The 23,347-nt window shown below is 63.5% G+C and carries 16 protein-coding genes; 1 reads left to right on the top strand and 15 read right to left on the bottom strand.

Features of this window, described 5'->3' with window-relative positions; all coding sequences use genetic code 11:
• Positions 1-27: 27 nt before the first annotated feature.
• Positions 28-828, top strand: coding sequence for an IclR family transcriptional regulator (locus tag DELCS14_RS03260; protein ID WP_013800417.1), 801 nt, complete (start codon positions 28-30; stop codon positions 826-828).
• A gap of 217 nt (positions 829-1,045) precedes the next feature.
• On the opposite strand, the gene DELCS14_RS03265 is transcribed toward DELCS14_RS03260, so the two are convergent.
• The 15 genes from DELCS14_RS03265 to DELCS14_RS29640 all read right to left on the bottom strand — a co-directional run bounded on the left by DELCS14_RS03265 (position 1,046) and on the right by DELCS14_RS29640 (position 23,343).
• The gene (locus tag DELCS14_RS03265; protein WP_013800418.1) at positions 1,046-2,332 is read right to left on the bottom strand and encodes a TRAP transporter large permease; all 1,287 of its coding nucleotides are present in this window, start codon (positions 2,330-2,332) and stop codon (positions 1,046-1,048) included.
• A gap of 134 nt (positions 2,333-2,466) precedes the next feature.
• Positions 2,467-2,982, bottom strand: coding sequence for a TRAP transporter small permease (locus DELCS14_RS03270; RefSeq protein WP_013800419.1), 516 nt, complete (start codon positions 2,980-2,982; stop codon positions 2,467-2,469).
• Between the two features lie 147 nt (positions 2,983-3,129).
• On the bottom strand, positions 3,130-4,116 hold the full coding sequence (locus tag DELCS14_RS03275) for a TRAP transporter substrate-binding protein (protein ID WP_013800420.1): 987 nt from the start codon (positions 4,114-4,116) through the stop codon (positions 3,130-3,132).
• A 232-nt stretch (positions 4,117-4,348) separates the two neighbouring features.
• Positions 4,349-4,681 (bottom strand): XRE family transcriptional regulator, encoded by a 333-nt coding sequence (locus tag DELCS14_RS03280; RefSeq protein ID WP_013800421.1) that lies wholly within the window; start codon positions 4,679-4,681, stop codon positions 4,349-4,351.
• Positions 4,678-5,022, bottom strand: coding sequence for a type II toxin-antitoxin system RelE/ParE family toxin (locus DELCS14_RS03285; RefSeq protein WP_013800422.1), 345 nt, complete (start codon positions 5,020-5,022; stop codon positions 4,678-4,680). Before DELCS14_RS03285 ends, DELCS14_RS03280 begins: the two co-directional genes overlap by 4 nt.
• A gap of 152 nt (positions 5,023-5,174) precedes the next feature.
• Positions 5,175-6,677 carry a sodium/proline symporter PutP gene (gene putP / locus DELCS14_RS03290; protein WP_013800423.1) on the bottom strand — a complete coding sequence of 501 codons (1,503 nt, stop codon included), beginning with the start codon at positions 6,675-6,677 and terminating at the stop codon, positions 5,175-5,177.
• A 79-nt stretch (positions 6,678-6,756) separates the two neighbouring features.
• On the bottom strand, positions 6,757-10,794 hold the full coding sequence (gene putA, locus DELCS14_RS03295; RefSeq protein ID WP_013800424.1) for a trifunctional transcriptional regulator/proline dehydrogenase/L-glutamate gamma-semialdehyde dehydrogenase: 4,038 nt from the start codon (positions 10,792-10,794) through the stop codon (positions 6,757-6,759).
• 200 nt (positions 10,795-10,994) lie between these two features.
• Complete coding sequence (locus DELCS14_RS03300) at positions 10,995-12,017, bottom strand: fimbrial protein (RefSeq protein ID WP_049801328.1); 1,023 nt, start codon at positions 12,015-12,017, stop codon at positions 10,995-10,997.
• A 659-nt stretch (positions 12,018-12,676) separates the two neighbouring features.
• Positions 12,677-15,769: a fimbria/pilus outer membrane usher protein gene (locus tag DELCS14_RS03310; protein WP_013800425.1), complete on the bottom strand. Its 3,093-nt coding sequence runs from the start codon at positions 15,767-15,769 to the stop codon at positions 12,677-12,679.
• Between the two features lie 274 nt (positions 15,770-16,043).
• The gene (locus tag DELCS14_RS03315) at positions 16,044-16,805 is read right to left on the bottom strand and encodes a fimbria/pilus periplasmic chaperone (RefSeq protein ID WP_013800426.1); all 762 of its coding nucleotides are present in this window, start codon (positions 16,803-16,805) and stop codon (positions 16,044-16,046) included.
• Between the two features lie 113 nt (positions 16,806-16,918).
• Positions 16,919-17,506 carry a fimbrial protein gene (locus DELCS14_RS03320; protein ID WP_013800427.1) on the bottom strand — a complete coding sequence of 196 codons (588 nt, stop codon included), beginning with the start codon at positions 17,504-17,506 and terminating at the stop codon, positions 16,919-16,921.
• A gap of 625 nt (positions 17,507-18,131) precedes the next feature.
• Positions 18,132-18,929, bottom strand: a complete 798-nt coding sequence (locus DELCS14_RS03325) for an HAD-IIB family hydrolase (RefSeq protein WP_013800428.1) — start codon at positions 18,927-18,929, stop codon at positions 18,132-18,134.
• Positions 18,930-19,015: 86 nt separating this feature from the next.
• Positions 19,016-20,893 (bottom strand): hypothetical protein, encoded by a 1,878-nt coding sequence (locus tag DELCS14_RS03330; protein WP_013800429.1) that lies wholly within the window; start codon positions 20,891-20,893, stop codon positions 19,016-19,018.
• A 51-nt stretch (positions 20,894-20,944) separates the two neighbouring features.
• Positions 20,945-21,910 carry a glycosyltransferase family 2 protein gene (locus tag DELCS14_RS03335; RefSeq protein WP_172642975.1) on the bottom strand — a complete coding sequence of 322 codons (966 nt, stop codon included), beginning with the start codon at positions 21,908-21,910 and terminating at the stop codon, positions 20,945-20,947.
• Between the two features lie 26 nt (positions 21,911-21,936).
• Positions 21,937-23,343, bottom strand: a complete 1,407-nt coding sequence (locus DELCS14_RS29640; RefSeq protein ID WP_013800431.1) for a hypothetical protein — start codon at positions 23,341-23,343, stop codon at positions 21,937-21,939.
• Between the last annotated feature and the right edge of the window lie 4 nt (positions 23,344-23,347).

The raw sequence follows: 23,347 nt of genomic DNA on the forward strand, positions 1-23,347 counted from the left end.
GCCTTCCACACGACACGACACCGCCCCATGCCGCCATCCCTTGCCAGCGCTGCCCCGGACCCCACCCCTGCACGGCAGGACGAAGCGAACTCGGTCTCCGATCGCTCCCTGGCCGTGCTCGATTTCGTGACCCAGGCCGAGGCCCCGCCGGGCCTCATGGACATCGCAGCCGCGCTCAACCTGCCCAAGGCCACGGCCTCGCGCCTGTGCTCCCACCTGGAGGCGCGGCAATGGCTGCTGCGCCATGAGGGTGACCGCAGCTTCTCCCCGGGCCCCAAGCTGCTGAGCCTGGCCGTGCGCGCCCTGCAAGCCGACCCGCGCCAGGCCCTGCGCCATGAGCTGCTGTCCCAGCTGGTGGCCCGTCTGGGCGAGACCTGCAACCTCACCGTGCTGGACGGCACGCGCGTGCGCTACCTGGACCGTGTCGAGACCCACTGGCCGCTGCGCATCCAACTGGAGGCCGGATCGATGGTGCCCATCCACGCCACGGCCAGCGGCAAGCTGTTCCTGGCCCATATGCCTGCGGCCCGGCGCGCCGCCATTCTGGACAGCATGGAACTCACCGCCTGCACGGCCAACACGCTGACCACGCCCGAGGCGCTGGCACAGGAGTGCGCGCGCATCGTGCGCGAAGGCCACTCCTGCGATCGCGAGGAATTCATGCGCGGCATGATCGCCGTGGCCGTGCCCGTGCGCGATGCCAAGGGCCAGTGCCGCGCCACGCTGGCTGTGCATGCGCCCGAGGCGCGCATGCCGCTGGCGCAGGCGCTGGAGGGCCTGCCGCACCTGAAGGAAACGGCCCAGCGCATGGCCGGCCTGCTCTTCTGAGGCGCTGGGCACCCCAGAAAAAAGGCCCCCGCGCTACCCTTGCTGCGCAAGGTCCGCTGCCCCCCAAGGGTGCCGCTTTTTGCCTTGGGGCGGCCCGGCGGCAAAAAAGGCCCCCACGCTACCCTTGCTGCGCAAGGTCCGTTGCCCCCAGGGGGCCTCTTTTTCCTTGGGGCGGCCCGGCGGCAAAAAAAAGGGCCTCACTCGGAGGCCCTTGTCGTCACTGGAAGCCCAGCGTATGCGGCAACCAGGTGGACAGCGCGGGGATGAAGGTCAGCAGGCACAGCACCACGAAGTGGGCCAGCAGGAACAGCGGCATCTCGCGCGTGAGATCGGTGATGGACACGCGCGTGGCCACCGAGGTCACGAACAGCAGCCCGCCCACGGGCGGCGTGATCATGCCCAGCGTCAGGTTCACGATCACCACCATGGCGAAGTGCGTGGGATCGATGCCCAGGCTGAACGCAATGGGCGCCAGGATGGGCACCAGGATCATCACGCCGGGCAGCGGCTCCATGAAGATGCCGAACACCAGCAGCAGGATGTTCACCGCCACCAGGAACAGGGTGGGCGACAGCTCCCAGCTCACGATCAGCTCGGACAGGTACTGCGGAATGCCCTCCACCGTCAGCACCCAGGCAAAGGCGGCCGAAGTCGCCATCACCAGCAGCACCGAGGCCGTCAGCATGGCCGAGCGCGCCGCAATGCCCGGCAGCGCCGACCACTGCAGCGTGCGGTACACCCACTTGCCGCAGACCAGGGCGTAGAACACGGCCACCACCGACGCCTCGGTGGGCGTGAAGATGCCGAAGCGGATGCCCACCACGATGAGCACGATCAGCATCAGCGCGGGAATCGCCTTGAAGCTGTTGATCCACATCGTGCGGCCGTCGGGGCGCGGCTCGGTGGAGCGGTAGTCGCGCTTCCTGCACACCCACCAGTTCACGGCGGCCATGGCCAGCGCGATCAGGATGCCGGGAATGAAGCCGGCCATGAACAGCCCGCCCACCGACACGTTCTCATCCTGCAGCGCGTAGATGATCATGCTCACCGACGGCGGAATGATGGGCCCCACGATGGCCGTGCTGGCCGTCAGCGCCGCCGCGTAGGAGCGTGCATAGCCGGCCTTGTCCATCATCTTGACCATCATCGAGCCGGGACCGGCCGCATCGGCCAGGGCCGAGCCCGAAATGCCCGAGAACAGCGTCAGCGACAGCACATTGGCATAGCCCAGGCCGCCGCGCAGATGGCCCACGAACTGTGCGGCAAAGCGCAGCAGCACATGCGTGAGCGCGCCGCCCGACATCAGCTCGGCCGCCAGGATGAAGAAGGGCACGGCCATCAGCGGAAAGCTGTCTATGCCCGTGAACATCTCCTTGAACACGATGAGCTGCGGATAGCGGCCCCCCACGAAGACGGCCAGTGCGGCGGAGATCGCCAGCGCGAAGGCCACCGGAAAGCCCAGCGTGAGCAGGACGATGATGGCGATGAAAAGCGTGATACCCATGATGTGCGTTCGAATCAGTTATTCATGGCAGAGCGATGGAACTGACACGCTCCAAGGCAGGAGACACCAAGCAAGGGCCGCCCCGCAGCGAGGGTGTCGTCCCCTGGGGGAAGGCGCGCAGCGACTCAGGGGGGTCATATGGACGCGGCTGCGTCGGCATCCATCTCATCCGACTCCGCGAACGAGCCGTCTGCGATATACCCGCGCGCAATGAACAGCAGATGCACCAGCATCAGCACGAAGCCCACGGGCATGGCCGCGTAGACGAAGGAAATCGGAATGTCCGTGGCCGCCGTGGTCTGGAAGCGCGTGGCCCAGACGTACTGCGACGAGGCCACCGCCATCACCGCGCAGAACAGGCCCACGCCCAGCACCACGAGGCGGCGAAGCCACTGCGCCTTGCGCGTGCCCACCGAGCGGTGCAGGTTGTCGATGGCCACATGGCCGCCGAAGCGCAGCACCAGCCCCGCGCCCAGGAAGGTGACCCAGATCATCATGTGCCGGGCCACTTCCTCGGCCCAGACAATGGAGTCGCCCGTGGTGTAGCGCAGCACCACATTGGCAAACACGATGCAGGCCATGGCCAGCAACAGCACGATCAGCAGCCAGCGGTTGCAGGCCACAAGGGCGCGTTCGATTCGGTTGAGCATAGGAGTGGGCGAGGGCAGGAGGGGAGTGGCGCAAGGGCCGGGCTGCCGTCGGAGGTCAGATCATCGGCGTGGGCGCCGTGCGGGGCCATGGGGCTTGCCCGCAGCGGCGGCCCGGTGCCACGGGCAGGCCGCCCGTGGCAGGAAGGATTACTTGGCGTTGGCGATGGTGTCCAGCGTCTTCTGGCCGAACTTCTTCGCGTATTCCTTGTAGGCCGGCTCCAGCGCGGTGCGGAAGGCGGCCTGGTCCACCTTCTCCACCACCTGCATGCCGTGGCTCTTGGCCTCTTCCACTCCCTTCTTCTCCACCGTGTCCACGAACACGCGCGAAGCAATGGCGCCCGACTTGGCGCCCTGCGTGAAGGCCGCCTTCTGGCTGTCGTTCAAGCTGCCCCAGAACGAGGGCGACACCAGCAGGGCCATGGGCGCGTACACATGGGCGGTCAGCGTCAGGTGCTTTTGCACCTGCCACAGCTTGGCCGAGGCCAGCACCGAGATCGGGTTCTCCTGGCCGTCGATCGTGCCCTGCTGCAGTGCACCGATCACCTCGGGCCAGGACATGGGCGTGGGCGATGCGCCCAGCGTGCGGAAGGCCGTGATGTGCACGGGGTTCTCGGTCACGCGGATCTTCAGGCCCTTGAGATCGGCCACGCCGTTGACGGCGTGCTTGTTGTTGGACAGGTGGCGAAAGCCCTGCTCGCCCCAGGCCAGCGCGACCAGGCCGCGCTTGCTGAACTTGGCCAGCAGCTCCTGGCCGAAGGCGCCGTCCAGCACGGCGCGCGCATGCTGCGTGTCGCGGAACAGGAAGGGAATGTCCACCACGCCCACATCGGGCACGAAGTTGCTGATGGCGCCCGTGGAGACGATGGCCGCCTCCACCGTGCCCAGCTGCAGGCCCTCGATCAGCTCGCGTTCGCCGCCCAGGGCGGACGCGGGGAACTGCTTGAACTTGTAGGCGCCGTTCGTGCCCTTTTCCACCGCATCGGCCCAGGCCTGGGCGGCCGCGCCGTAGTGCGAATTCACGGCCAGGGCGTAGCCCACCTTGACCTCCTTGGTCTGGGCCAGTACGGCGCCAGCCGAAGCAGCCGCCATGGCGGCCACGCAGGTCGAAAGAAGGGTGCGGCGGATCATTTGCATAGCGGCAGTCTCACTTGTTGTGTGTTGAAAAATGGCCCCCACGCTCCCCTTGCAGGGCAAGGTCCGCGGTCCCCCGCAGGGGGCCGCTTTTCATCCTGGGGCGGCCCGGCGATGAAAAAAAGAGCCCATGGATTGTAGTGACCACTCCCCTTGTGGCGACCACGTACAAAGCGCTCGTCATGTGCGTTGAGGTGCATCTGATTTGGCGATGTCGTGGGCAGCGATCGGCATATCAACCAATGGACAGACGCACCGGCTTTCCCACGCGGCTCAACATTTCAACCAGGGCGTCAATGGTGAACTTTGCAGTCTTTCTGTTCACCACATCCGAGATGCGCGGGCGGGACACCATCAGGATCTCTGCCGCGTCTGACTGCTTCAGGTGATGCTGTGCAATCCATTGCGCCAGCTCCGCCATCAGTTGCTCCTTGAGAAGATGGGTGTCGTTGATCTGCTGGCGCGATGCAGCTTGCAGCTTCAATGCCTCGTCTTCAGGAAAGCCCAGCTCCAGAAAGAGGTTTGCCTTCGCCTTGGTCACATGGCGGATTTCTGTATCGATCTTCATTTGTTGGCCTTTCTCATGTGGACCACGGCACGGTAGCGCGCCGATGCGATGTCCTTGTCGTGCCGGCTTGTCACCTGTGATTTCTTCTGGAAGCAGTGCAAGACATAGACCGCTTCCTCGAACTTGGCCACATACATCACCCGGAACGCTCCGCTGGCGTCCCTCACGCGGATCTCCCGTGTCCCGGCGCCCACGTCGTCGAAGGGTTTCCAGTCCTCCGGTTCCTGGCCTGCCTGAACCTTGCTCAACTGAAAGCCCGCATCTCGCCTGGGGCCTGCGGGAAAGTCCCGCAGATCGTCGTATGAGGATCCGACCCAGCGGATGTCTTTGTCCTGCTCCATGGAAGATCCTTGTATAAAATTTTATACAGGCATGCCGAAGGCGTAAAGCGGCTGTATGGCCTTTCGAGTGCGTGCATCAAAGCAAAAACGCCCGAGGCGCAGGCATCGGGCGTTTTGCGTCATGGCAGGGGTGCCGTCTTCGTGCGCACGGCTCAGCGTGCCCCGATCCGCTCGAACTCGCTCTCCACCGCCGCATGCGCTTTCAGGATGCTTTGCGAAGGCGCAGCGCCCATGCGGCTGACGACCACCGTGGCCAGCCAGGCCAGGATGAAGCCGGGGATGATCTCGTACAGGCCCAGCCAGCCGAACTGCTTCCACACCAGCACGGTCACCGCGCCGGTGATGATGCCGGCCAGCGCGCCGCCGCGCGTCATGCGGCTCCAGAACAGTGACAGGATGATCACCGGGCCGAAGGCGGCGCCGAAGCCGGCCCAGGCGTAGCTGACCATGCCCAGTACCTTGGAGTCGGGGTTGCTGGCGATGGCGATGGCGATCAAGGCCACCAGCAGCACCATGGCACGGCCGATCCAGACCAGTTCGATCTGGCTGGCATTCTTGCGCAGGAAGGTGCGGTAGATGTCTTCGGTCAGCGCGCTGGAGCACACCAGCAGCTGGCACGACAGCGTGCTCATCACGGCCGCCAGGATGGCCGCCAGCAGTGCGCCCGAGATCCAGGGGTTGAACAGCTGCTTGGTGATCTCCATGAACACCGTCTCGGCATTGGCGTTCACGGCGGCGGCGCCACCGGGGTTGGCCGCGAAGTAGGGGATGCCGATGAAGCCCACGGCCACGGCGCCGGCCAGGCACAGGATCATCCAGGTCATGCTGATGCGGCGGGCCGAGGGAATGGTCTGCACCGACGAGGCCGCCATGAAGCGCACCAGGATGTGCGGCTGGCCGAAGTAGCCCAGGCCCCAGGCCAGCAGCGAGACCACGCCCACGAAGCTGGCACCACGGAACAGGTCGAACTTCTCTGCCGCCACGATGGCGTGCAGGTCCTGGCCCGGCTGCAGATGGCCCTGCACGGCCAGCCAGGCGATCACGGGCGCCAGGATCAGCGCCGTGATCATCATCGAGGCCTGGATGGTGTCCGTCCAGCTCACGGCCAGGAAGCCGCCGATGAACACATAGGCGATGGTGCACAGTGCGCCCACCCACAGGGCCGTGCTGTAGGGCATGCCGAACATGTTCTCGAACAGGCGCGCGCCCGCCACCACGCCCGAGGCGCAGTACAGCGTGAAGAACACCAGAATCACCACGGCCGTCACGATGCGCAGCACGTTGGAGTGGTCCTCGAAGCGGTTGGCCAGGTAGTCGGGCAGCGTCAGCGCATTGCCGGCGCGCTCGGTGTACAGGCGCAGCCGCGCCGCCACCAGGCGCCAGTTCAGGTAGGCGCCCAGGATCAGGCCGATGGCGATCCAGGCTTCCGACAGGCCGGACAGATAGATGGCGCCGGGCAGGCCCATCAGCAGCCAGCCGCTCATGTCCGAGGCGCCGGCCGACAGCGCCGTCACGAAGCTGCCCAGGCTGCGGCCGCCCAGGATGTAGTCGGAAAGATTCTTGGTGCTGAAGTAGCCGATGGCGCCGATGCCGAGCATGGCGACCAGGTAGATGGCGAACATGATCGCCGTCGGGTCGTTCCAGTTGAATTGCATTGAAGTGTCCTGCGTTGGTCGTGTTTTTTCGGGTTGTGCGGGGCGCTTGCCAGGGGCCGGTTGTGCCGGCCCCGGCGGTTCAAGCCATGGTCATGAGCTGTGCATTGCCGCCTGCGGCGGCGGTATTGGTGCTGATGGATTGCTCGTGGAACAGCGCAGCCAGGTCATAGCCGCGGCCCGCATGCAGCTCGTCGCTGTTGCGGCTTTCCACGCGCACCAGGGCACCGTCGCGCGCGGCGACCTGGGCGCAGACCTGCAGCAGGGCGTCGCCGTCGCCCTCGAACAGCAAGGCCGCCATGGGCGCTGCCGAATCGGCCAGGGAGTCGGCGCTGGCGCTGTGCAGCCATGGCACGCCGGCATCGCCCGCAGCGGCGCGCAGCGCCTGCCAGGTGGCGGCGCAGCCGCTGTCGGCGCCTGTTCCGTTGTCGGGCAGCACGGCATGGCAGGCGTTGCCGCTGGCCAGGGCTGCTGCCACCTGGGCCACCAGGCCCAGCGGCGTGCGCGGCAATGCCCAGACGGGGCCGCGCGGCAGCAGGCGGTAGCGGTTGGATTCGCCCGTGGGGCCGGGCAGCTGCATGGCGGCGTCCAGGCGCGAGGCGGCCAGGGCCTCGTCGCAGGCGGCCAGGGCCTGCACCTGCTCATCGGCGGACATGTCCTGGGGCGGTGCCTTGGACAGCGTCTCGCGCAGCAGGCCCAGCAATTGCAGCGGTGCCTGGGCGGACGACTCGGCCCGCGCAAAGACGGACAGCGCCGCGCTGGCCGGCCCCTGCGCCAGTCGGTGCAGGTACAGCGGGCCGCCGGCCTTGGGGCCGGTGCCCGACAGGCCCATGCCGCCAAAGGGCTGCACGCCCACCATGGCGCCGATCACATTGCGGTTCACATAGATGTTGCCCGCATGCACGCGCTGGGTGAGGTGGGCAATGGTCTCGTCGATGCGGCTGTGCACGCCGAAGGTCAGGCCGTAGCCGGTGGCGTTGATGCCATCGACCAGCGCGTCCAGCTGCTCGCGCTTGAAGCGGATCACATGCAGCACGGGGCCGAAGACCTCGCGCTGCAGGCGCGTGGTGCTGTCGATCTCGATGAGGGCCGGGGCCACGTAGTGGCCATTGAGCACGCCGTCCTTGCGTTCCACGCGGGTGACCTTCTGGCCCGCCGCGGCCATCTGCTCTATGTGCTGCTCGATCTGGCGGCGCGCCGCATCGTCGATCACGGGGCCCACATCGGTGCTCAGGCGGTCGGGGTTGCCCATGTTCCACTCCTGCAGCGCATCGCGCAGCATGGTCAGCGTGCGGTCGGCCACCTCGTCCTGCAGGCACAGCAGGCGCAGGGCAGAGCAGCGCTGGCCGGCCGAATCGAAGGCCGAGGCCAGCACATCGGCCACCACCTGCTCGGCCAGGGCCGAGGAGTCCACCACCATGGCGTTCTGGCCGCCGGTCTCGGCAATCAGAGGAATGGTGCGGCCCGCAGGCGACAGGCGGCGGGACAGCTGGCGTGCAATCAGGCGCGCCACCTCGGTGGAACCCGTGAACATCACGCCCGCCACCTGGGCATGGGCCACCAGGGCCGCGCCCACGGTCTCGCCCGTGCCCGGCACCAGCTGCAGCGCGTCGCGCGGCACGCCAGCCTCGTGCAACAGGGCCACCATGGCGGCGGCCGTCAGCGGTGTCTGCTCGGCAGGCTTGGCCAGCACCGTGTTGCCGGCGGCCAGGGCCGCAGCCACCTGTCCGCAGAAGATGGCCAGGGGGAAATTCCAGGGACTGATGGCCAGCACCACGCCCAGAGGGCGCTGCGCGGCGTTGTCGAAATGCGCGGCCGCCTGGGCGCCGTAGTAGCGCAGGAAGTCCACGGCCTCGCGGACCTCGGCCACGGCGTTGGAAAGGGTCTTGCCCGCCTCCCGCATGATCAGGCCCATCAGCGGCTGGCTGCGTTGCTCCAGCAGGTCGGCGGCGCGGGCCAGCGCGTCGGCACGGGCGGCGGGCGGTGTGCCGGCCCAGATGGGCGCGGCCTGCGCGGCGCGCGCGGCGGCGGCTTCGGCCTCGGCCGCCGTGGCCTCGCGCACCCAGCCCACGATGTCGGACAGCTCGGCCGGGTTGCGCATGGGCTGCCAGCCTTCGGTACGCGCCGGGTCGGCCGGCAGGTCGGCATCCGCGGGGGCGGCCAGATAGGTCTGGCGCGTGCTGTGCAGCAGCGCGGCGGCCAGCGAGGCCAGTTGCTGCTCGTGCGCCAGGTTCAGGCCCTGGGAATTGGCGCGGGCCTGCCCTGGCTTGTCTCCCTGCTGCGCGAACAGATCGGCCGGCAGCGCAATGCGCGGGTGGGGGGCGCCCAGCCGGCCTTCGTTGCGCGCGATCTTCATCACCTCGTCCACCGGGTCGGCCACCAGGTCGGAGACCGGCACGGAGGCATCGCCGATGCGGTTCACGAACGAGGTATTGGCACCGTTCTCCAGCAGGCGGCGCACCAGATAGGCCAGCAGCGTCTCATGGCTGCCCACGGGCGCATAGATGCGGCAGGGGCGGGCCAGCTTGCCTTCGGAGGCCGGGCCCGTCACCTGTGCGTACAGCGGCTCACCCATGCCGTGCAGGCACTGGAACTCGTACTGGCCGCTGTAGTAGCTGCCGCCCACGGCCTGGGCCAGGTGGTAGATGCTGGCCAGGGTCTGCGCGTTGTGCGTGGCGAACTGGGGGTAGATGGCATCGGGCGCATCCAGCAGCTTGCGCGCGCAGGCCAGGTAGCTCACATCGGTATAGACCTTGCGCGTATAGACCGGGTAGCCGGCCTGGCCGCCTTCCTGGGCGCGCTTGATCTCGCTGTCCCAGTAGGCGCCCTTGACCAGGCGCACCATCAGGCGGCGGCGGCTGCGGCGGGCCAGGTCCACCAAATAGTCCAGCACCTGCGGGCAGCGCTTCTGGTAGGCCTGGACCACAAAGCCTATGCCGTTCCAGCCCTTGAGCGAGGGCGCGGCACACAAGGCTTCCAGCAGGTCCAGCGACAGCTCCAGCCGGTCGGCCTCTTCGGCGTCGATGTTCATGCCGATGTCGTACTGCTTGGCCAGCTCGGCCAGCTGCAGCACGCGCGGCAGCAGCTCGGCCATCACGCGCTCGTACTGCGCGCGGCTGTAGCGCGGGTGCAGGGCCGACAGCTTGATGGAGATGCCCGGCCCCTCGAAGATGCCGCGTCCGTTGGATGCCGCGCCAATCGCGTGGATGGCCTGCTCGTAGGCCTGCAGGTAGCGCTGTGCGTCGGAATCGGTGGCGGCCGCCTCGCCCAGCATGTCGTAGCTGTAGCGAAAGCCCTGTTTTTCATAGGCGCGGCTGTTGGCCAGCGCCTCGGCAATGTCCTGGCCCGTCACGAACTGCTCGCCCATCAGCTTCATGGCACGGTGCACGCCCTGGCGGATCAGCGGCTCGCCGCCCTTGCCGATCACGCGCGTCAGCGCCGACGACAGGTTCTTCTCGCTGCTGGTGGACGTGAGCTTGCCCGTCAGCACCAGGCCCCAGGCCGCCGCGTTCACGAACAGCGAGGGCGAGCGGCCCACATGGGCGCGCCAGTCGCCCTTGCTGATCTTGTCGCGGATCAGCGCATCGCGCGTGGCACGGTCAGGAATGCGCAGCAGCGCCTCGGCCAGGCACATCAGCGCCACGCCTTCCTGGCTGGACAGCGAGAACTCCTGCACCAGCGCCGCCACGCCGCTGCCGGCCGGCGCATCGCGCAGGCCCTGCACCAGCCGGGTCGCCAGCTCGCGCACCTTGTCGGCCTGCTGGGCATCCTGGGCGCGTGCCAGCGGCAGCAGCACCGGCAGGCACTCGGGCTCGGGCCGGTGCCAGGCGGCCGTGATGGCAGCGCGCAACAGCGTCTGCGGCAGGATGGACTGGGCGAATTCCAGAAAAGGTTGTACCTCTTGGCCAGCGTTGGGTTGCGCCTCTTCGATCGCGACATCGCCAGGGCTGTCGCCTGCGCCTGCAAGCCGGATGGTGGTTGCGCCGCGCTCCAGCGCATCGACGTACTGGACGACGGCCTGTTTGATCAGCCAGTGCGGTGTGCGACCCATCTGCTGGGCTGCGACGCGGATGCGCTCGCGCAAGGCGTCGTCGACTTTGATGCCTACGGTGGTGGACATAATGGATTGGAAAGGGAAAGTGCTTTTTCGATTACTGTGGTGCAACCGGATTCGGCGTGATTTCACATGGGTTGCACCTTTTTTGATAGGGGGTAAACCCTTTGTATTTACTCAGGCAAGCTGGGTCCCATGGAGCCCGTCCAGGCGGGCCGCTCTCACGGCTTCCCGGGTCGTCCTGCGGATGGCTCCAGCGCCTGCGCTTACTGGTAATGGATGGTGAACTCTGCGGAAGCGTTGGCGCTGCCGGGTACAACCCGGTCTTCCGTCTGCACGTAGCGTCCCTGCAGCGGAATCAAGAACGCCGTCTGCCCTTGGGGAACGTCGCCCGCCAACCATCGGCTGGTGTCGTCCGCTTCTGCGCCGAACCGCACCGGCTTGCCGTTGCTGAGGATTTGCGCGGCAATGCCTCGTGCCGTGGAGGTCCTGTTCAGCGTGAGGTTGGAGGACGTGTTGTTGCGGTCGGTCACATCGGTCAGTGTCACGTACACCTGCGTTGCGGTCCCTGTATCGCCGCCCGAGCAGTCCAGCTGAATGTTCTGTTCCTCGCTGCTGGCGCTGGTGGCTCCCACGCCACCGGACGACCTCATGAGCACGGCGCCCATGTCGAACCTTATTTCTTTCACCCTGACCTTGCAGGTAGGAACGCGGGGACGAATGACGACCGGGCCCGCGAAACGAAAATCGACCAGCAATTGTCCGGTCGCATCATTGGCACGGGATTGAGCGAATGAGCCAGATAATGTGCCCCCACTGGAGATGGGGCCCGTTTTGATTAATTCGATATCATAATAAAAGCTCGCTTCATTCCAATTGCCACTTGTCTTTGGAACTGTTGAGTAGACCAAAAAAGGGAACGGAATTGTGAAGGCGCTTAATTTTAACTTGATATTCTTGATGGTTCCAGGGGCTGCATAAAGACCATTATCATGAGGGCCGATGCCAGTGAGGTAGTCTTCTATTCCAGGAACACATTCAAACTGTGGCTTCTTGGATTCTGGGATTTTATTGGTAAGTTTCAACGGGCCGCTGTATTTGTAGATGGTGCTTCCAATGTCGTAGTCACCAGGTGCGAATTCGGGAACTGTCATGCCGGAGAGTTCGGCCGTAAAGTACGGCAAGCCGTCGCTGGTGTTCAATTTGCACAAGGCCCATGTTGAAGGGGTAGTCAAGGCCCAAGTCAATGGAATAAATGAACTTTTGAGGATGCGAAGTGCATTTTTCACGGAGTTTCCTTTCGAGCATCGGGTAAGGTCTGCCCAATGCACGCATGAACGTTGGTTCCCCAAAGGCTCAGAAGTATCAGACCGTGCTACTGATAGCTCATCGTGAATGTGGCCGCACCATTGGCCTTGCCCGGCGTCACCTGGGGAGCGGTGTTCAGATGGCGGGCCTTCAAGGGAATATCCAGTTTGCCTTGCCAGAATACGGCGCTGCCTGCAAACCACTGGTTGGTATTGCCTACGGCTCTGCGAAGTGGTGCCCACGGGCGTGGAAGACGAAAAATGCACATTTCCCAAAAGAAGATTGATAGGGGGCGGATACGCGGCAGGTAAGCACCTGAGGGGTAATTCTTAATGGTGTGCTTATTTGAAAATAGACCAAGAGTTGGCCAGAATTGCTGCCGGCACGGTATTGCATATTGAACCGCTCATTTTTCAATCTGCTGCGCAGCCGAGCCGCCGGTTGCAGCCGTCAAACGGCAAGCAGGCGTGGCAGCACGAGCCAATGACTGCAAGAGTGCGTTGTGTACGGTAGGGCCGCGCAGTGCTGCGTGCCGCTGGCGCGTAAAAGGGCACTATCGAAATGCTTGTCGGTTGCCGCACCATGTGGCGTTTCCTGGGCTAGCGCGAACCCTCTTTTGGGAAGAGGGTTCGCCTCAGATTCAGGTCTTGTCAGCCGCCTTCAAGGCGCTGATCTTCAGGCTGGGCTGCAGGATGGCCAGCGGACGGTCAGCCCGCAGGGTTTGCTGCGGCGGCTTGTGCTTGCCGGTGCCTGCGTCGTGCCCTGCCGCCACGGGAGTTCTGCCCGCGTTGCTGGTGACTGGCACCGTGGTGGGCAAGGCGCTGATCTTGACGCTCATGCGCAGGCCGTCCAGGTTGCGCTCCAGCTTTAGTGCCTGCTGGCTGTCGCTCGGCTGTGTGGCACGAGCGGGCAGCACTGCCGCCGCAGTGACTGCCGGGGCGCTGGCGACTACCGTGGCCGGTGCCGTTGCTGCCGTACGTTCCTGGGTCATGCCGGCCAGAGCCACGGCCGACGCAGCGTTGGAGGCCGGGGCGCCTGCCACGGCTGTCTTGGCATTGGTGGTTGCGGTTGAGGTTGCCGCGGTCTTGCCCGGCTTGGCCGATGCCACGTCGGTGGCCGCAGGCAGCAGCTTGTTGCTGGCCACGCAGGGCAGTTCCAGGCTTTGCGGCGGCTGGTAGGTGGTGCTGCGCTTTCTTTCAGGCAGGGTATAGGAGAGGTTGCAGCCCACCATGCCGGTGTCGGTCTTCCATTGCACCTGCAGTTCGCCCTGGTCTGACAGCCCGCGCGCCAGCAGCTTGCCGGCCTGGCCGATCACGCCCAATTCCTTGCCGTCCATGTCCAGCACGCTGGCGCCAAAGGGCACAGGCATGTTGCCGGCCTGCCGCGCGCGGATCACGGCCGAGCGGCCATAGGCTGTCTTGAACACCAGCAGTGGCACGGCGCCGGCCAGCGGCGCGACGTGCTGGCTGGTTTCCTTGAGTTCCACGTCCGTCGACAGGCCCTTGGGATCGATGGAGACCTCGTTCATCGAGAACGGCGTCAGATACGGGACGACGGCATAGCCCCGGCTGTCCACCTTCACTCCGGGCGCGTTGTTGATGCGCGCGCCTTCCGCGTTCTTGGCCTCCACGATGGCAAAGGTGTCAGACACCGATTGCGACAGCGTCACGCCGCCCGGGTGGGCCACGATGGCGCCACGCGCGCCTACCGAGAACTGCTGGTAGCCGCTGCTGGCGCTGACGCTGCCGCTGAGTTCGGTCTGCGATGCGCGGTAGGTGGCGTTGGCGCTGGCACTGGTGCTGCTGCCATTCATGCCACCGGTGTTGTGGTTGGCGCTGAGGCCGTAGGAGATGGCGTTGTCGTCGCCCAGCAGCCCGGACAGGTTGGCCTGGGCCTGCACGCGGCCGCGCGAGTCGCGGTTGGTATTGGTGGAGAGCATCATGCCGCGCTCCATGCTCAGCGGAATCGACAGGCCCACGTGCAGGAACGTGTTGGACTGTCCCCAGGCATCGCGCTGGCGCGCCGCGGAGAGGTTGTAGGAGATGTTGCGGAACGAGTTGCTGTAGCCAATGGCGTAGTCGACGTTGGAGCCCTGGCGGTTCCAGTACTTGGCAGTGGACGCCGTGAGGCTGAGACTGCCTCCCCCGGGGCCAAACTGCTGGCCCATGACCAGAGAGGCGCGGTTGCGAGGCCGGTACAGGTCCGTGGAGGGCCGTAGCAGATTGGCCTGATCCCGTGCGCGCATGGCGTCGTTGAGGCCGAAGAATCCGTTGGTGGAGTAGCGATAGGCGGCAATGGCCACGTGGGTGCCGGTCTGCGCAAAGGACTTGGCGTAGCTGGCACGCAAGCTCTGTCCGGAAAAGGAGCCGTCATTGGGAATGCTGGTGGAGGCGTGCGTGATATCTGCACCAAAGGCACCCCAGGGCGTGGTGAGCGCCGCGCCAATCATGGGCGAGATATGGCCCTTGGCCACGGACACGCCGCCGTAGCCGGTCAGCATGTTGGTGAAGCCGTGCTGCCAGGTCGCCTGCGAGAACAGCGGCGAGGTATTGGGCAGGTGGCGCACCACGCCCGCCGTGAGGCTGTAGCGGTCCTGCCCCTCGCGCAGCGACAGCGGCACGGCTGCGTAGGGCACGGCAAAGCTGCGCACGGCACCATTGGCCTCGGTGATGCTGACTTGCAGGTCGCCACCGTAGCCCGTGGGATAGAGGTCGTTGATGACGAAGGCGCCGGGCGCCACCGTGGTTTCGTAGAGCTTGATGCCGTTCTGCGTGATGGTGACTCGGGCATTGGTGTTGGCCACGCCGCGCACCACGGGCGCGTAGCCGCGCTGGGAGTCGGGCAGCATGCGGTCGTCACTGTTCAAGCGTATGCCGCGAAACGAGGTGGAGTCCATCAGGTCGCCACCCGTGTAGGTGTCGCCCAGTATGAGCTGGGAAGACCAGTCGGCAATGTCGCGCTGTGCGTAGGTGGAGATGTTCTGGTAGTTGCCCCGTCCAGTGTCCGCCCAGCTGAAGGAGCCGTTGTGCCGGAAATGCCAGCGGTCGATGTTGACGCCGCCGTTCAGGCCCAGGTAGCTCTGCGTGGTGTTTTCTGCGTTGCTGGAGCGCCCGTGGTAGGTGTTGAACTGGTAGCCGAGCAGGCCGACAGGCACGCCAGCGCTCCATTGGTCAGGGCTGACATAGCCACGCACCGAGCGGCGCAGCGAGGCCTGGGGCACGCTCAGGTCCAGTCGCTGCTTGCCGAAGTCGAAACTGGTGAAGGCGCCCGCGATGATCTGGTCCAGACGGTTGCAGCCACCGTCGGCCACCAGCTTCAAGGCGGCCTCGGGCGGCAGGCGCGAGAGGTCGATGCCCACCTTCTCCAGCAGTGCTTTGTCCAGGCAGGGCAGCGCGTCCTGCGAACCGGCGAGTGCCTTGAACTGCACTTCGCTGCGGCCAACCCAGTTGCCGTTGATGTAGATGTCTGGGTTGTAGCTGCCTGCCGTGACCACGTTGGCGCGCGAGTAGCGCGAGACGTCAATGGTCTGCTTGCCGGTATTCAGAAAGCTGGGGTCGAAGTCGACGGCAGCCGGCGTGGGCTGCCACTGGCCGGTGGACGTGGAGGTCGTGACTTCCTTGACCTGCTGGCCCTGCTGGGCCTCGGACTGCCAGCACACCAGCACGGAGAGCAGCAGCGCATGGCCGGGCTTCAGTTGGAAATATCCGGCAGGGCCTTGGCCTGGCCCCGGCATTGTTCCTTTTCCTTGCCTTGTATGCCGGCTTTTGATTCCCTTTTCTGAATCTGGAAAGACTGGCCTGATCATTTGCTTATCTCCTAATGCTGTGCGCCCGATGCAAAGCGAACGGCCAAGGCCGATGTGCCAGTCCCGGTAAAGAGACCGATGCAGTTTCGCTGGGTATTAACGCTGGGTATCGGTGTGCTGGCCGGGCTGAAAATGCAGTGGCATTAGATAATCAGACCGGAGAGGACGGGGGATTCGCGTGGCTGTGCTCGCATTGCCCTGTTTATTGGGCGGAATTGCCAATTCTGGCTTCGTGGTTGAGACTGGCGCCCCAATCATTGATGCTGCTGAACATCACCGTGGCACCGGTCGCACCAGCCATATTGGCACCCGCAGGTTCCTTGATTGGGAAAGTGGCCACCTGGCCGGGAAGAACGGGCCCAACGCCTGCCTCGAAGGATTTGCCGTTGAGCTGCACTTCAACGCCAGCCACATTGACCACAAAGGCGCTGGGATTGCGTGCGTTCAACACAGGCTGGTTTTTGGCGTCAACGCCTGCCGACCATTGAAGCAGGGCAGGAGCCTCCTGGGCATTGCCGGGCAGATTGCCGGGCCGGTACATGAGCTTGACGCGAGTGCGAAAGGCGAACTGGAGATTGTTGGAGTCGCCTTCCATTTTCGCCTTGGGCGGGACGTCCAGCACGTTGAGCCAGAACAGGGATTCCTTGTCAGCAGGCAGTGCTTCGCCCGAATAGATGATGCGCAACGTCTGGGTCTTGCCCGCCTCGATGCGCATGATGGTGGGCGTGATGACGAAGGGAACGTCGATGTTCTCAGGCGATTCCTGGTTGTTGCCCTTGTCCAGCCAGGCCTGCACCAGGGCAGGTTTGCTGCCTTCGTTGGTGAGCTGGATGGTGGCTTCCTTCTCGCCACTGGGGAAGATGATGCGCGTGCCCGTCAATGTCACGCTGGCCTGTGCCGCCGTTCCAAGAAGAAGGGACAACAGGATGGCAGCAAGCCCATATGAACGTTTGATCGTCAGCATCGGAGAACTCTCTGGGTTTTGAGCGAAAGAATGGGGCCGGGCCCATGTCAGGAAAGCAGAAGACACGGCATATCGACCACCGCAAGGCGGCCGATATGCCTGAAAGTCAGTGATTACTGATAGACCAGCGAGTAGGTCACCGAGGTGTCGGTACGGCCTGCGGTCACGGGGCCGGTGGCCACGTATTCGGAGGCGAAACGCATGATGGCCCGGCCATTGCCGCCGACCTTGTTGTCGATGTCCACAAAGCGCGATTGGGCGGAACCGATCTTCAGGCGCTCGTTGTTGCTGGGATCCACGATGGCGATCTGGACACCGGAGGCCACGGTGGGCGCACCAGTACCGCTGGCCGCTGCGGGCTTGAGCATGCCGGTGACCAGGTCCACGTTGGGGCCGGCTTCGAAGAACACGGCGACCTTGGAGACGGGCGCTGTGGAGGTGGCGGTGGCCAGCTCACAGCCGCTGAGTTCCAGCGAGAACGCCTGGCGGCCGACCGTGGCACCCACGGTGGCCAGCTGGTTGTTCGCCACGTTGGGCAGCTTCACGCCGTCCTTGGCGGCGCCGGCGACCGTGGTGTCCACCTTGCAGGTGGTGGTGACCACCTCGCCCGTGAAGTTGATGGTGCCGTCTGCTGCTTGAGCGGTGTTCATGGCCATCATGACCAGGCCGGCAACCGATGTCAGCAATGCGATCTTTTTCATGGGTATTCCCTCGAGTTGAAGAGATAAATAAAATTCCAGCAGCGATGAATGCGCTGATGGAATAAGAGAGTGTGTGAATGGTTGAGTGGTTAATAAATCATCAGTGTTCCATGTTCACCTCATCAATCCAATGGTTGGTAACTGTCAGCATGGTCAAGGATTTGCAGGGGTTGCGATCATGCTGGAATAGGTGGTGGCGCTGACATGGAGAAATTGTTCGGATGAGGGAGCGTTGGCGAGGGATGGGCGAGGTTTGTTTCTCTGGCATGTTTGAAGTTGAATTTTTCAAATACACCAGTGCCCAATGGCGCGGATGAGGTGCAGGAGAGAATCTGTCAAAGAAAAAGGCGAAACAAAAACCTGTTCTTTGGGTATATGGTGGATTCTAGGTGTGCACCGCTACTATATGAAATAGGGCGCATTCTGATAATTGATGCTTGATCTAGGAATAGTCCTAGATTTGCTCTGTCGAATGAAGAAAGAGGGTGCACAGCCCGCCTGCGCCGGGCGGTTGGCTGTGCTGAGGGTGATGGTGTCTGCGGGAGGGGCGCGGGTCCCGCAGATCAGGAGGGGCTGATGGGGGTGCTCGAAGGCGAAGGCCTGCACCGGCCTTCGGTCCTGTGGATCAGGGGCGCTGGGTCAGCAGGTACTGCGCCATTTCGGCAAAGCCGTCTCCACGCTCGGCCTGGGTGACGTGGCGAGGCAGGTGCTTGAGCTGGGGCACGAAGCGCGCGATGTTGGCCACGCCCAGGCTGTGGGGCATGTGCTCGAACATGAGCTGGTCGTTGGTGGAGTCGCCGATATAGATCCAGCGGTCCAGCGTGGCGTCGAGGTCGATGTCGAACAGCGTGCGCAGGATCCAGCGTGCGCCTTCGAGCTTGTTGTGCGCGCCAAACCAGCCGTTGATGTGGATGGAGCTGACGGTGGCGTTCATGCCCGCCGCCTTCATGATGGCCACGCAGCGGTCGATGTCCTGCTGGGGCATCTGAGTGAATTCGCTGTGGTCCACGGCAATGTCGCATTCGCGGCCCGCCGAGTCGGTGGCGCGCAGCGCCCCGGGCACGGTGGCCTCGATCTCGGTCAGCACCTGCTGCATGCGCGCGTAGTTGGCGGTGCGCGTGGCCTCGTCCTGCTGGTAGAGCTTGTCCAGCCCGCCTTGCGCGTTGCGCCGCAGGGCCACGGCGCCGTTCTCGGCCACGATGGCATCCACGGGCCAGGCTTGGGCAAAGGGCTCGCTCCAGCCCACGGGCCTGCCCGTGATCGGCACCACGCGCAGGCCGGACTGCTTGAGCCGGGCGATGGCATCGACGACATGGTCCGGCACCACGCCCTCGGTGGTCAGGGTGTCGTCGATGTCGGTAAGGATGCCGAGCGGCGATGCGGGAGGTGTCCAGAGGGACAGCGGCTGGAGGGTTGTAGGCACGGTCGTCAAAATGCAAAAAGCCGCCCGGGGCGGCTTGTAAAAGGGGAGCGTTTGCGCGCACGGACCGTGCGCGCAAGGGCTCCATCCTACTGCCTGGCGAATTCGACGATGGCCTTGTAGAACTTGTCGGAGCCGTCCTTGGGGTTGTCGGGGGACAGCTCCATGCGGTTGACGCCGTGTTCGGCCGCGCCCTTGAAGCGCTGGTTGATCACCGAGAAGTAGTAGGGGCTGATGAAGGTGGCGCCTGCGTCATAGTGGGCCTCCAGCGCGGCCAGGTGCGTTCCTTCCAGCTTCCATTGCTGGGGGTTGAATTCAGGTGCGCCATAGCCGCTGCCGATCTGGTGCTGCTTCATGAAGCCGCGCAGCCAGTCGCTGTCGGTGGCGCCGCCGTACATGTTCAGGCCCTGCTTCCAAGGTGCCTTGCCATCCAGGGTCTGGGTGGAGGCGAACAACTGCGGATTCCACGAGGGGTTCACATCGGGAATGATCTGGTGGGAGTAGAGCTTGGCGGCGGGCAGGCCGGCTGCAATGGCGCGCTCGTGGAACACCGCAAGCTGTGCATACACCTGCGATTCGCGGTAGTGGTTCCAGTCGCGGGCCAGGGGGTTGTAGTAGACGTCCTTACCGGAGCCAGGCATGTCCAGCCAAGAACGCACCCCCTTGAGCCGCAGCATGGCAATGGGCGGCAGCCAGCCCAAGCGTTTGGGTCCCATGCTGTTGACGACCTTGCCTTGGTCGCGTGGCACGATGTTGAAGTCGATGTTGGCCAACTGGTACTTCCTGCCCCCCGATTCGGCCACTACCTGCACCACATGCTTGCCAACGGACATCTGGCTGAAGTCGAGGTTGTGCCGGAAGCCTGTATTGGGACTGGTGATGTTGTCTACCGCGCGGTAGACATCCAGGCGGTTGAGGCCGCTGGCCATGGGACCGACCAGCTTGCCGTCCACGTACAGCTCCAGCCGCTCGATGGCTTTCTCAGGGTCCCAGAGCCAGCCGGCGACGGGAAGCGTGCCGTCGGCGAAGGCATCGTAGTGTTCGCCGAAACCGTTGAGCTTCTCCTTGCGGATGTCCTTGGAGGGGGCTGGAATGGCATCGAACGATGGGTAGTCCAGCCCGGTCTGGGCCTTGAACTGGGCAATGTCCTTGTATTTGGTGCGAAGCCATTGGCGAAAGCCTGCGACCGAGCCCGGGCTGTAGTCGGTGACACGGATGTCCTGATAGGCACCCATGCCGTTCTCGAAGTCCGGGAACATGTGGTGCAGCTCGCCCGGCAACGTGTAGGCAATGATGCGGTCCTGCACAGGCTTGGGCAGCTCCCGGATCTTCCTGGCCATGTATTCAAGGGCCTTGAAGCGGTAGTGATTGACAGGAACCGAAGCATCAGTCGAGAGCGTGTAGGGCAGGATGCGGTAGCCGAAATAGCCCAGTTCCAGGGGCTTGCCGTCGCGTAGCTGCATCAGGTTGACGGGGTCCTTGGCCAGCTCGGCAGTAATGGGGCCGACCGAGTCGAAATGGTCTGCCGAGAAATACAGCACGACCGGACGCTGCACCTTGCGGATAACGTTCAGGAAGCTGTCCACCTTGGCTTCGTCGATTTCCCAGCCCTTGGCCGTGCGCTGGTAAAGACCCAGCAATTGCAGCGTGGCGGTGTAGCCGATCTGCACGTTGCCCTTGGGGCCGCCTGGCTCCAGCGTGTCCAGCAGGCGGTTGACGGCAGCGGAGCCGTCCAGCTTGCGCTGCTGGCAGAAGGCATAGGCCTTGTCCATGGACTTGATCCTGGTGTCTGCAACGGCTTCATCGCACAGGAGCATGCCTTCCACCGTGGGCGCGATGACCAGGGGCTGGCTGCGCGTGGCACCAGAACCTGTCTGTGCATGGGCTGCCATGGATGTCAGGGCAATGCCTGCGGCGATCAGCGTGGATGCGTATGGAAGGTGGAAGGTGCGAGGCAGGTGGGGCATGGATGGGCTGGTGGACAGGACTGGATGTGGCAGGCCGCGAAGACTGCGCGGTCAGGCGACGGCTTCGTCTTCGAGGGACAGGCTAACCGGCTCGGTGGGCACGCTGCTCACGTCGTAGTGCAGAAAGGCGATCAGGCACTGGATGCCGATGATGATGGGCAGCGCCGCCAGCATGACAGTCCCGCTGGTGGCGGGATGACTGCTGTTGCTGCTGACGATCCAGCGCCAGAGACCAAAGAGGGTGCCCAGCAGCACAAGCAACGTACCGCTCAGGCTATAGAGCGTGCCCACGTTGAAGTCGCGCACCAGGTAGTTGTAGACATAGCGCCGCCACAGGCGCGAGGCGTGCTTGCGCAGGAATTCGGGCAGCACCTTGCCGATCCTGAGGTTGGACTCCTCATCGGCATAGACCGAGTCCATGGGCACGTCCTTGACGACGGCGCGCACGGTGTTCAGACGGAACAGCATGTCGGTCTCAAAGAAGTAACGGCTTTCCAGCTTGTCCAGCGGCAGCTCGGCCAGCACGCAGGTGCGCACGGCGGTGTAGCCATTGGTGGGGTCCATCACGTTCCAGTAGCCGCAGCTGAGCTTGGTCATGAAGGACAGCACGGCATTGCCGAACAAGCGTACCGGCGGCATGTCCTGTACCGACTCAGGCCGGTAGAAGCGGTTGCCCTTGGTGTAGTCGGCCTGGTGACGCAGCAGGGGACGCACGAACAGCGGCAGCAGCGAGGGGTCCATCTGGCCGTCACCGTCGATCTTCACCACGATGTCCATGCCGTCGGCAATCGCCGCCTTGTAGGCCGTGACGATGGCGCCGCCCACGCCCCGGTTCTCGGGGTTGTAGAGCACGCGCACGCGTGGGTCCGTGTTGTTCTCCTCGATGAAGCGTCCGCTGCCGGCAGGGCAGGCGTCGTCCACGGCATAGATGGCCTCGACTTCGGGGCCGATGGCGTTGATGACACCGAGCACATGCTGGGTGACCTTGTAGCAGGGGATGGCGACGGCAATGCGCATGGGGTGTCTCGTGAGTGCGTCTTCAGTCATGGAACTCCGGCCTCGGCCGACGCGGGAGGATAGCCTAGTTGCTCGGGTGTCGATTGTCTGTGTTGGGCGGTTTGTCCGGGTGCTGATCTTCTACCCAAAAGCACAGGTAGCAAAATCAGCGGAAGCAGAAAAAATGGCAGAAGATAACGGTACTCACCAGCAATCGAAAATGCGAATATGCCCCCCACTTGGGCAAGCATTGGTATTGCAACGAGAAGAAGTGCCTTGTCTTTCTCCTGAAAACCCACCCGTGCCGCCCAGAAGAGTAGTGCGATTCCAAGGAATGGTGTCCAAAAAATCCAGCGATACCGGTAGCTGAAATTAAATACCTGCGTGGCAAAATTTTCCAGTATCTTGAGCTGGAATTTTCGATAAATGGATTGAGATCCGGTGCTTTGTAGTATTCGCTCAGAATAGGAAAGGCTGGGGAGACCTCCGTCTGCCAATGCGCTAGTCATGAAGATATTTACGCGGCTGCCAAGAAACTTGGGGAAATTCTGCCAGAGATTGTAGCGTATGAATTCTTTGATGATGACTCTGCGCTCGGCCTTATCCATTTTCATTACCTGCGGACCGTCGGGCTTGAACGTCAGGGTGTCCCAGTAGTCTGGGTCATAACCTTTGATATATGTCTCCAGCGGTCTGTGCTTTTCAAGCGCTATTATTGTGTCAGGAGATATTCTTGGGTTGTCCCTCGCCAGATCCATGGCTCTTGGTTGAAGGAAGCCGACCGTTTCATGGATTGCTAGCGGAAAGATGGTTCCATGGCTATAGAAAAATCGCGCATTTGACCCCGCAACCATCAGGCCGCACCACGCTAAAAGCAAGGTTCCCAAGAGATTTCGGCTTCTGCGATCAACCAAAAATAGTAAGAAAAATGTTGGCGCCAGAAATATAATACCATTAGGTCGTGCGAATGAGGCGAAGGGTAGTGTGATAAAGATTATGGATAAGGCAGCGATAGAGATTTTTTTGTTCTTCGCGGCAAGCCATATCTCGAAGAGCAGTCCGACGGTCGCAATCGAGTAGATGCCGTCGGGATACAAAGAACTGGAGAAAAATATAAAATGCGGAGCAAGGCAAATAAAGGATAGAAGAAAAATTGCCGTTTTGTGCATTCCCTGGAACCAGCACCAGGAAAGAATTCTTGCCTGAATTAGTATGCTTATGAAAATAATAAGCAGGATAGGAATTTCGGCCAATTGTAGATTTTTGTAAAGAAATCCGACAAAATAAAACCAGAATGCAGGCTTGCCAGAGTGGTGTGTTTCGGGTTCCATTACATGCTGAATAATGGCAAGACTGTCCTCTCCTAATATCCCTGGCCAAAATATCAGGAGCCAGCTGCCGTAAGCCAGTGCCAACGTCAGGAATAGTGCCGCAAATGATCTATTTCTATTCATTTGA

It is taken from the genome of Delftia sp. Cs1-4 (assembly GCF_000214395.1).
Lineage (GTDB): Bacteria > Pseudomonadota > Gammaproteobacteria > Burkholderiales > Burkholderiaceae_C > Comamonas > Comamonas acidovorans.

Excerpts from the sequence above, each read along its gene's own strand:
- putP (WP_013800423.1), bottom strand. The coding sequence starts at position 6,677 with ATGCAATTCAACTGGAACGACCCGACGGCGATCATGTTCGCCATCTAC.
- DELCS14_RS03265 (WP_013800418.1), bottom strand. The coding sequence starts at position 2,332 with ATGGGTATCACGCTTTTCATCGCCATCATCGTCCTGCTCACGCTGGGC.
- DELCS14_RS03270 (WP_013800419.1), bottom strand. The coding sequence starts at position 2,982 with ATGCTCAACCGAATCGAACGCGCCCTTGTGGCCTGCAACCGCTGGCTG.
- DELCS14_RS03330 (WP_013800429.1), bottom strand. The coding sequence starts at position 20,893 with ATGCCCCACCTGCCTCGCACCTTCCACCTTCCATACGCATCCACGCTG.
- DELCS14_RS03275 (WP_013800420.1), bottom strand. The coding sequence starts at position 4,116 with ATGCAAATGATCCGCCGCACCCTTCTTTCGACCTGCGTGGCCGCCATG.
- DELCS14_RS03335 (WP_172642975.1), bottom strand. The coding sequence starts at position 21,910 with ATGCGCATTGCCGTCGCCATCCCCTGCTACAAGGTCACCCAGCATGTG.
- putA (WP_013800424.1), bottom strand. The coding sequence starts at position 10,794 with ATGTCCACCACCGTAGGCATCAAAGTCGACGACGCCTTGCGCGAGCGC.
- DELCS14_RS03315 (WP_013800426.1), bottom strand. The coding sequence starts at position 16,805 with ATGCTGACGATCAAACGTTCATATGGGCTTGCTGCCATCCTGTTGTCC.
- DELCS14_RS29640 (WP_013800431.1), bottom strand. The coding sequence starts at position 23,343 with ATGAATAGAAATAGATCATTTGCGGCACTATTCCTGACGTTGGCACTG.
- DELCS14_RS03280 (WP_013800421.1), bottom strand. The coding sequence starts at position 4,681 with ATGAAGATCGATACAGAAATCCGCCATGTGACCAAGGCGAAGGCAAAC.
- DELCS14_RS03285 (WP_013800422.1), bottom strand. The coding sequence starts at position 5,022 with ATGGAGCAGGACAAAGACATCCGCTGGGTCGGATCCTCATACGACGAT.
- DELCS14_RS03310 (WP_013800425.1), bottom strand. The coding sequence starts at position 15,769 with ATGCCGGGGCCAGGCCAAGGCCCTGCCGGATATTTCCAACTGAAGCCC.
- DELCS14_RS03260 (WP_013800417.1), top strand. The coding sequence starts at position 28 with ATGCCGCCATCCCTTGCCAGCGCTGCCCCGGACCCCACCCCTGCACGG.
- DELCS14_RS03320 (WP_013800427.1), bottom strand. The coding sequence starts at position 17,506 with ATGAAAAAGATCGCATTGCTGACATCGGTTGCCGGCCTGGTCATGATG.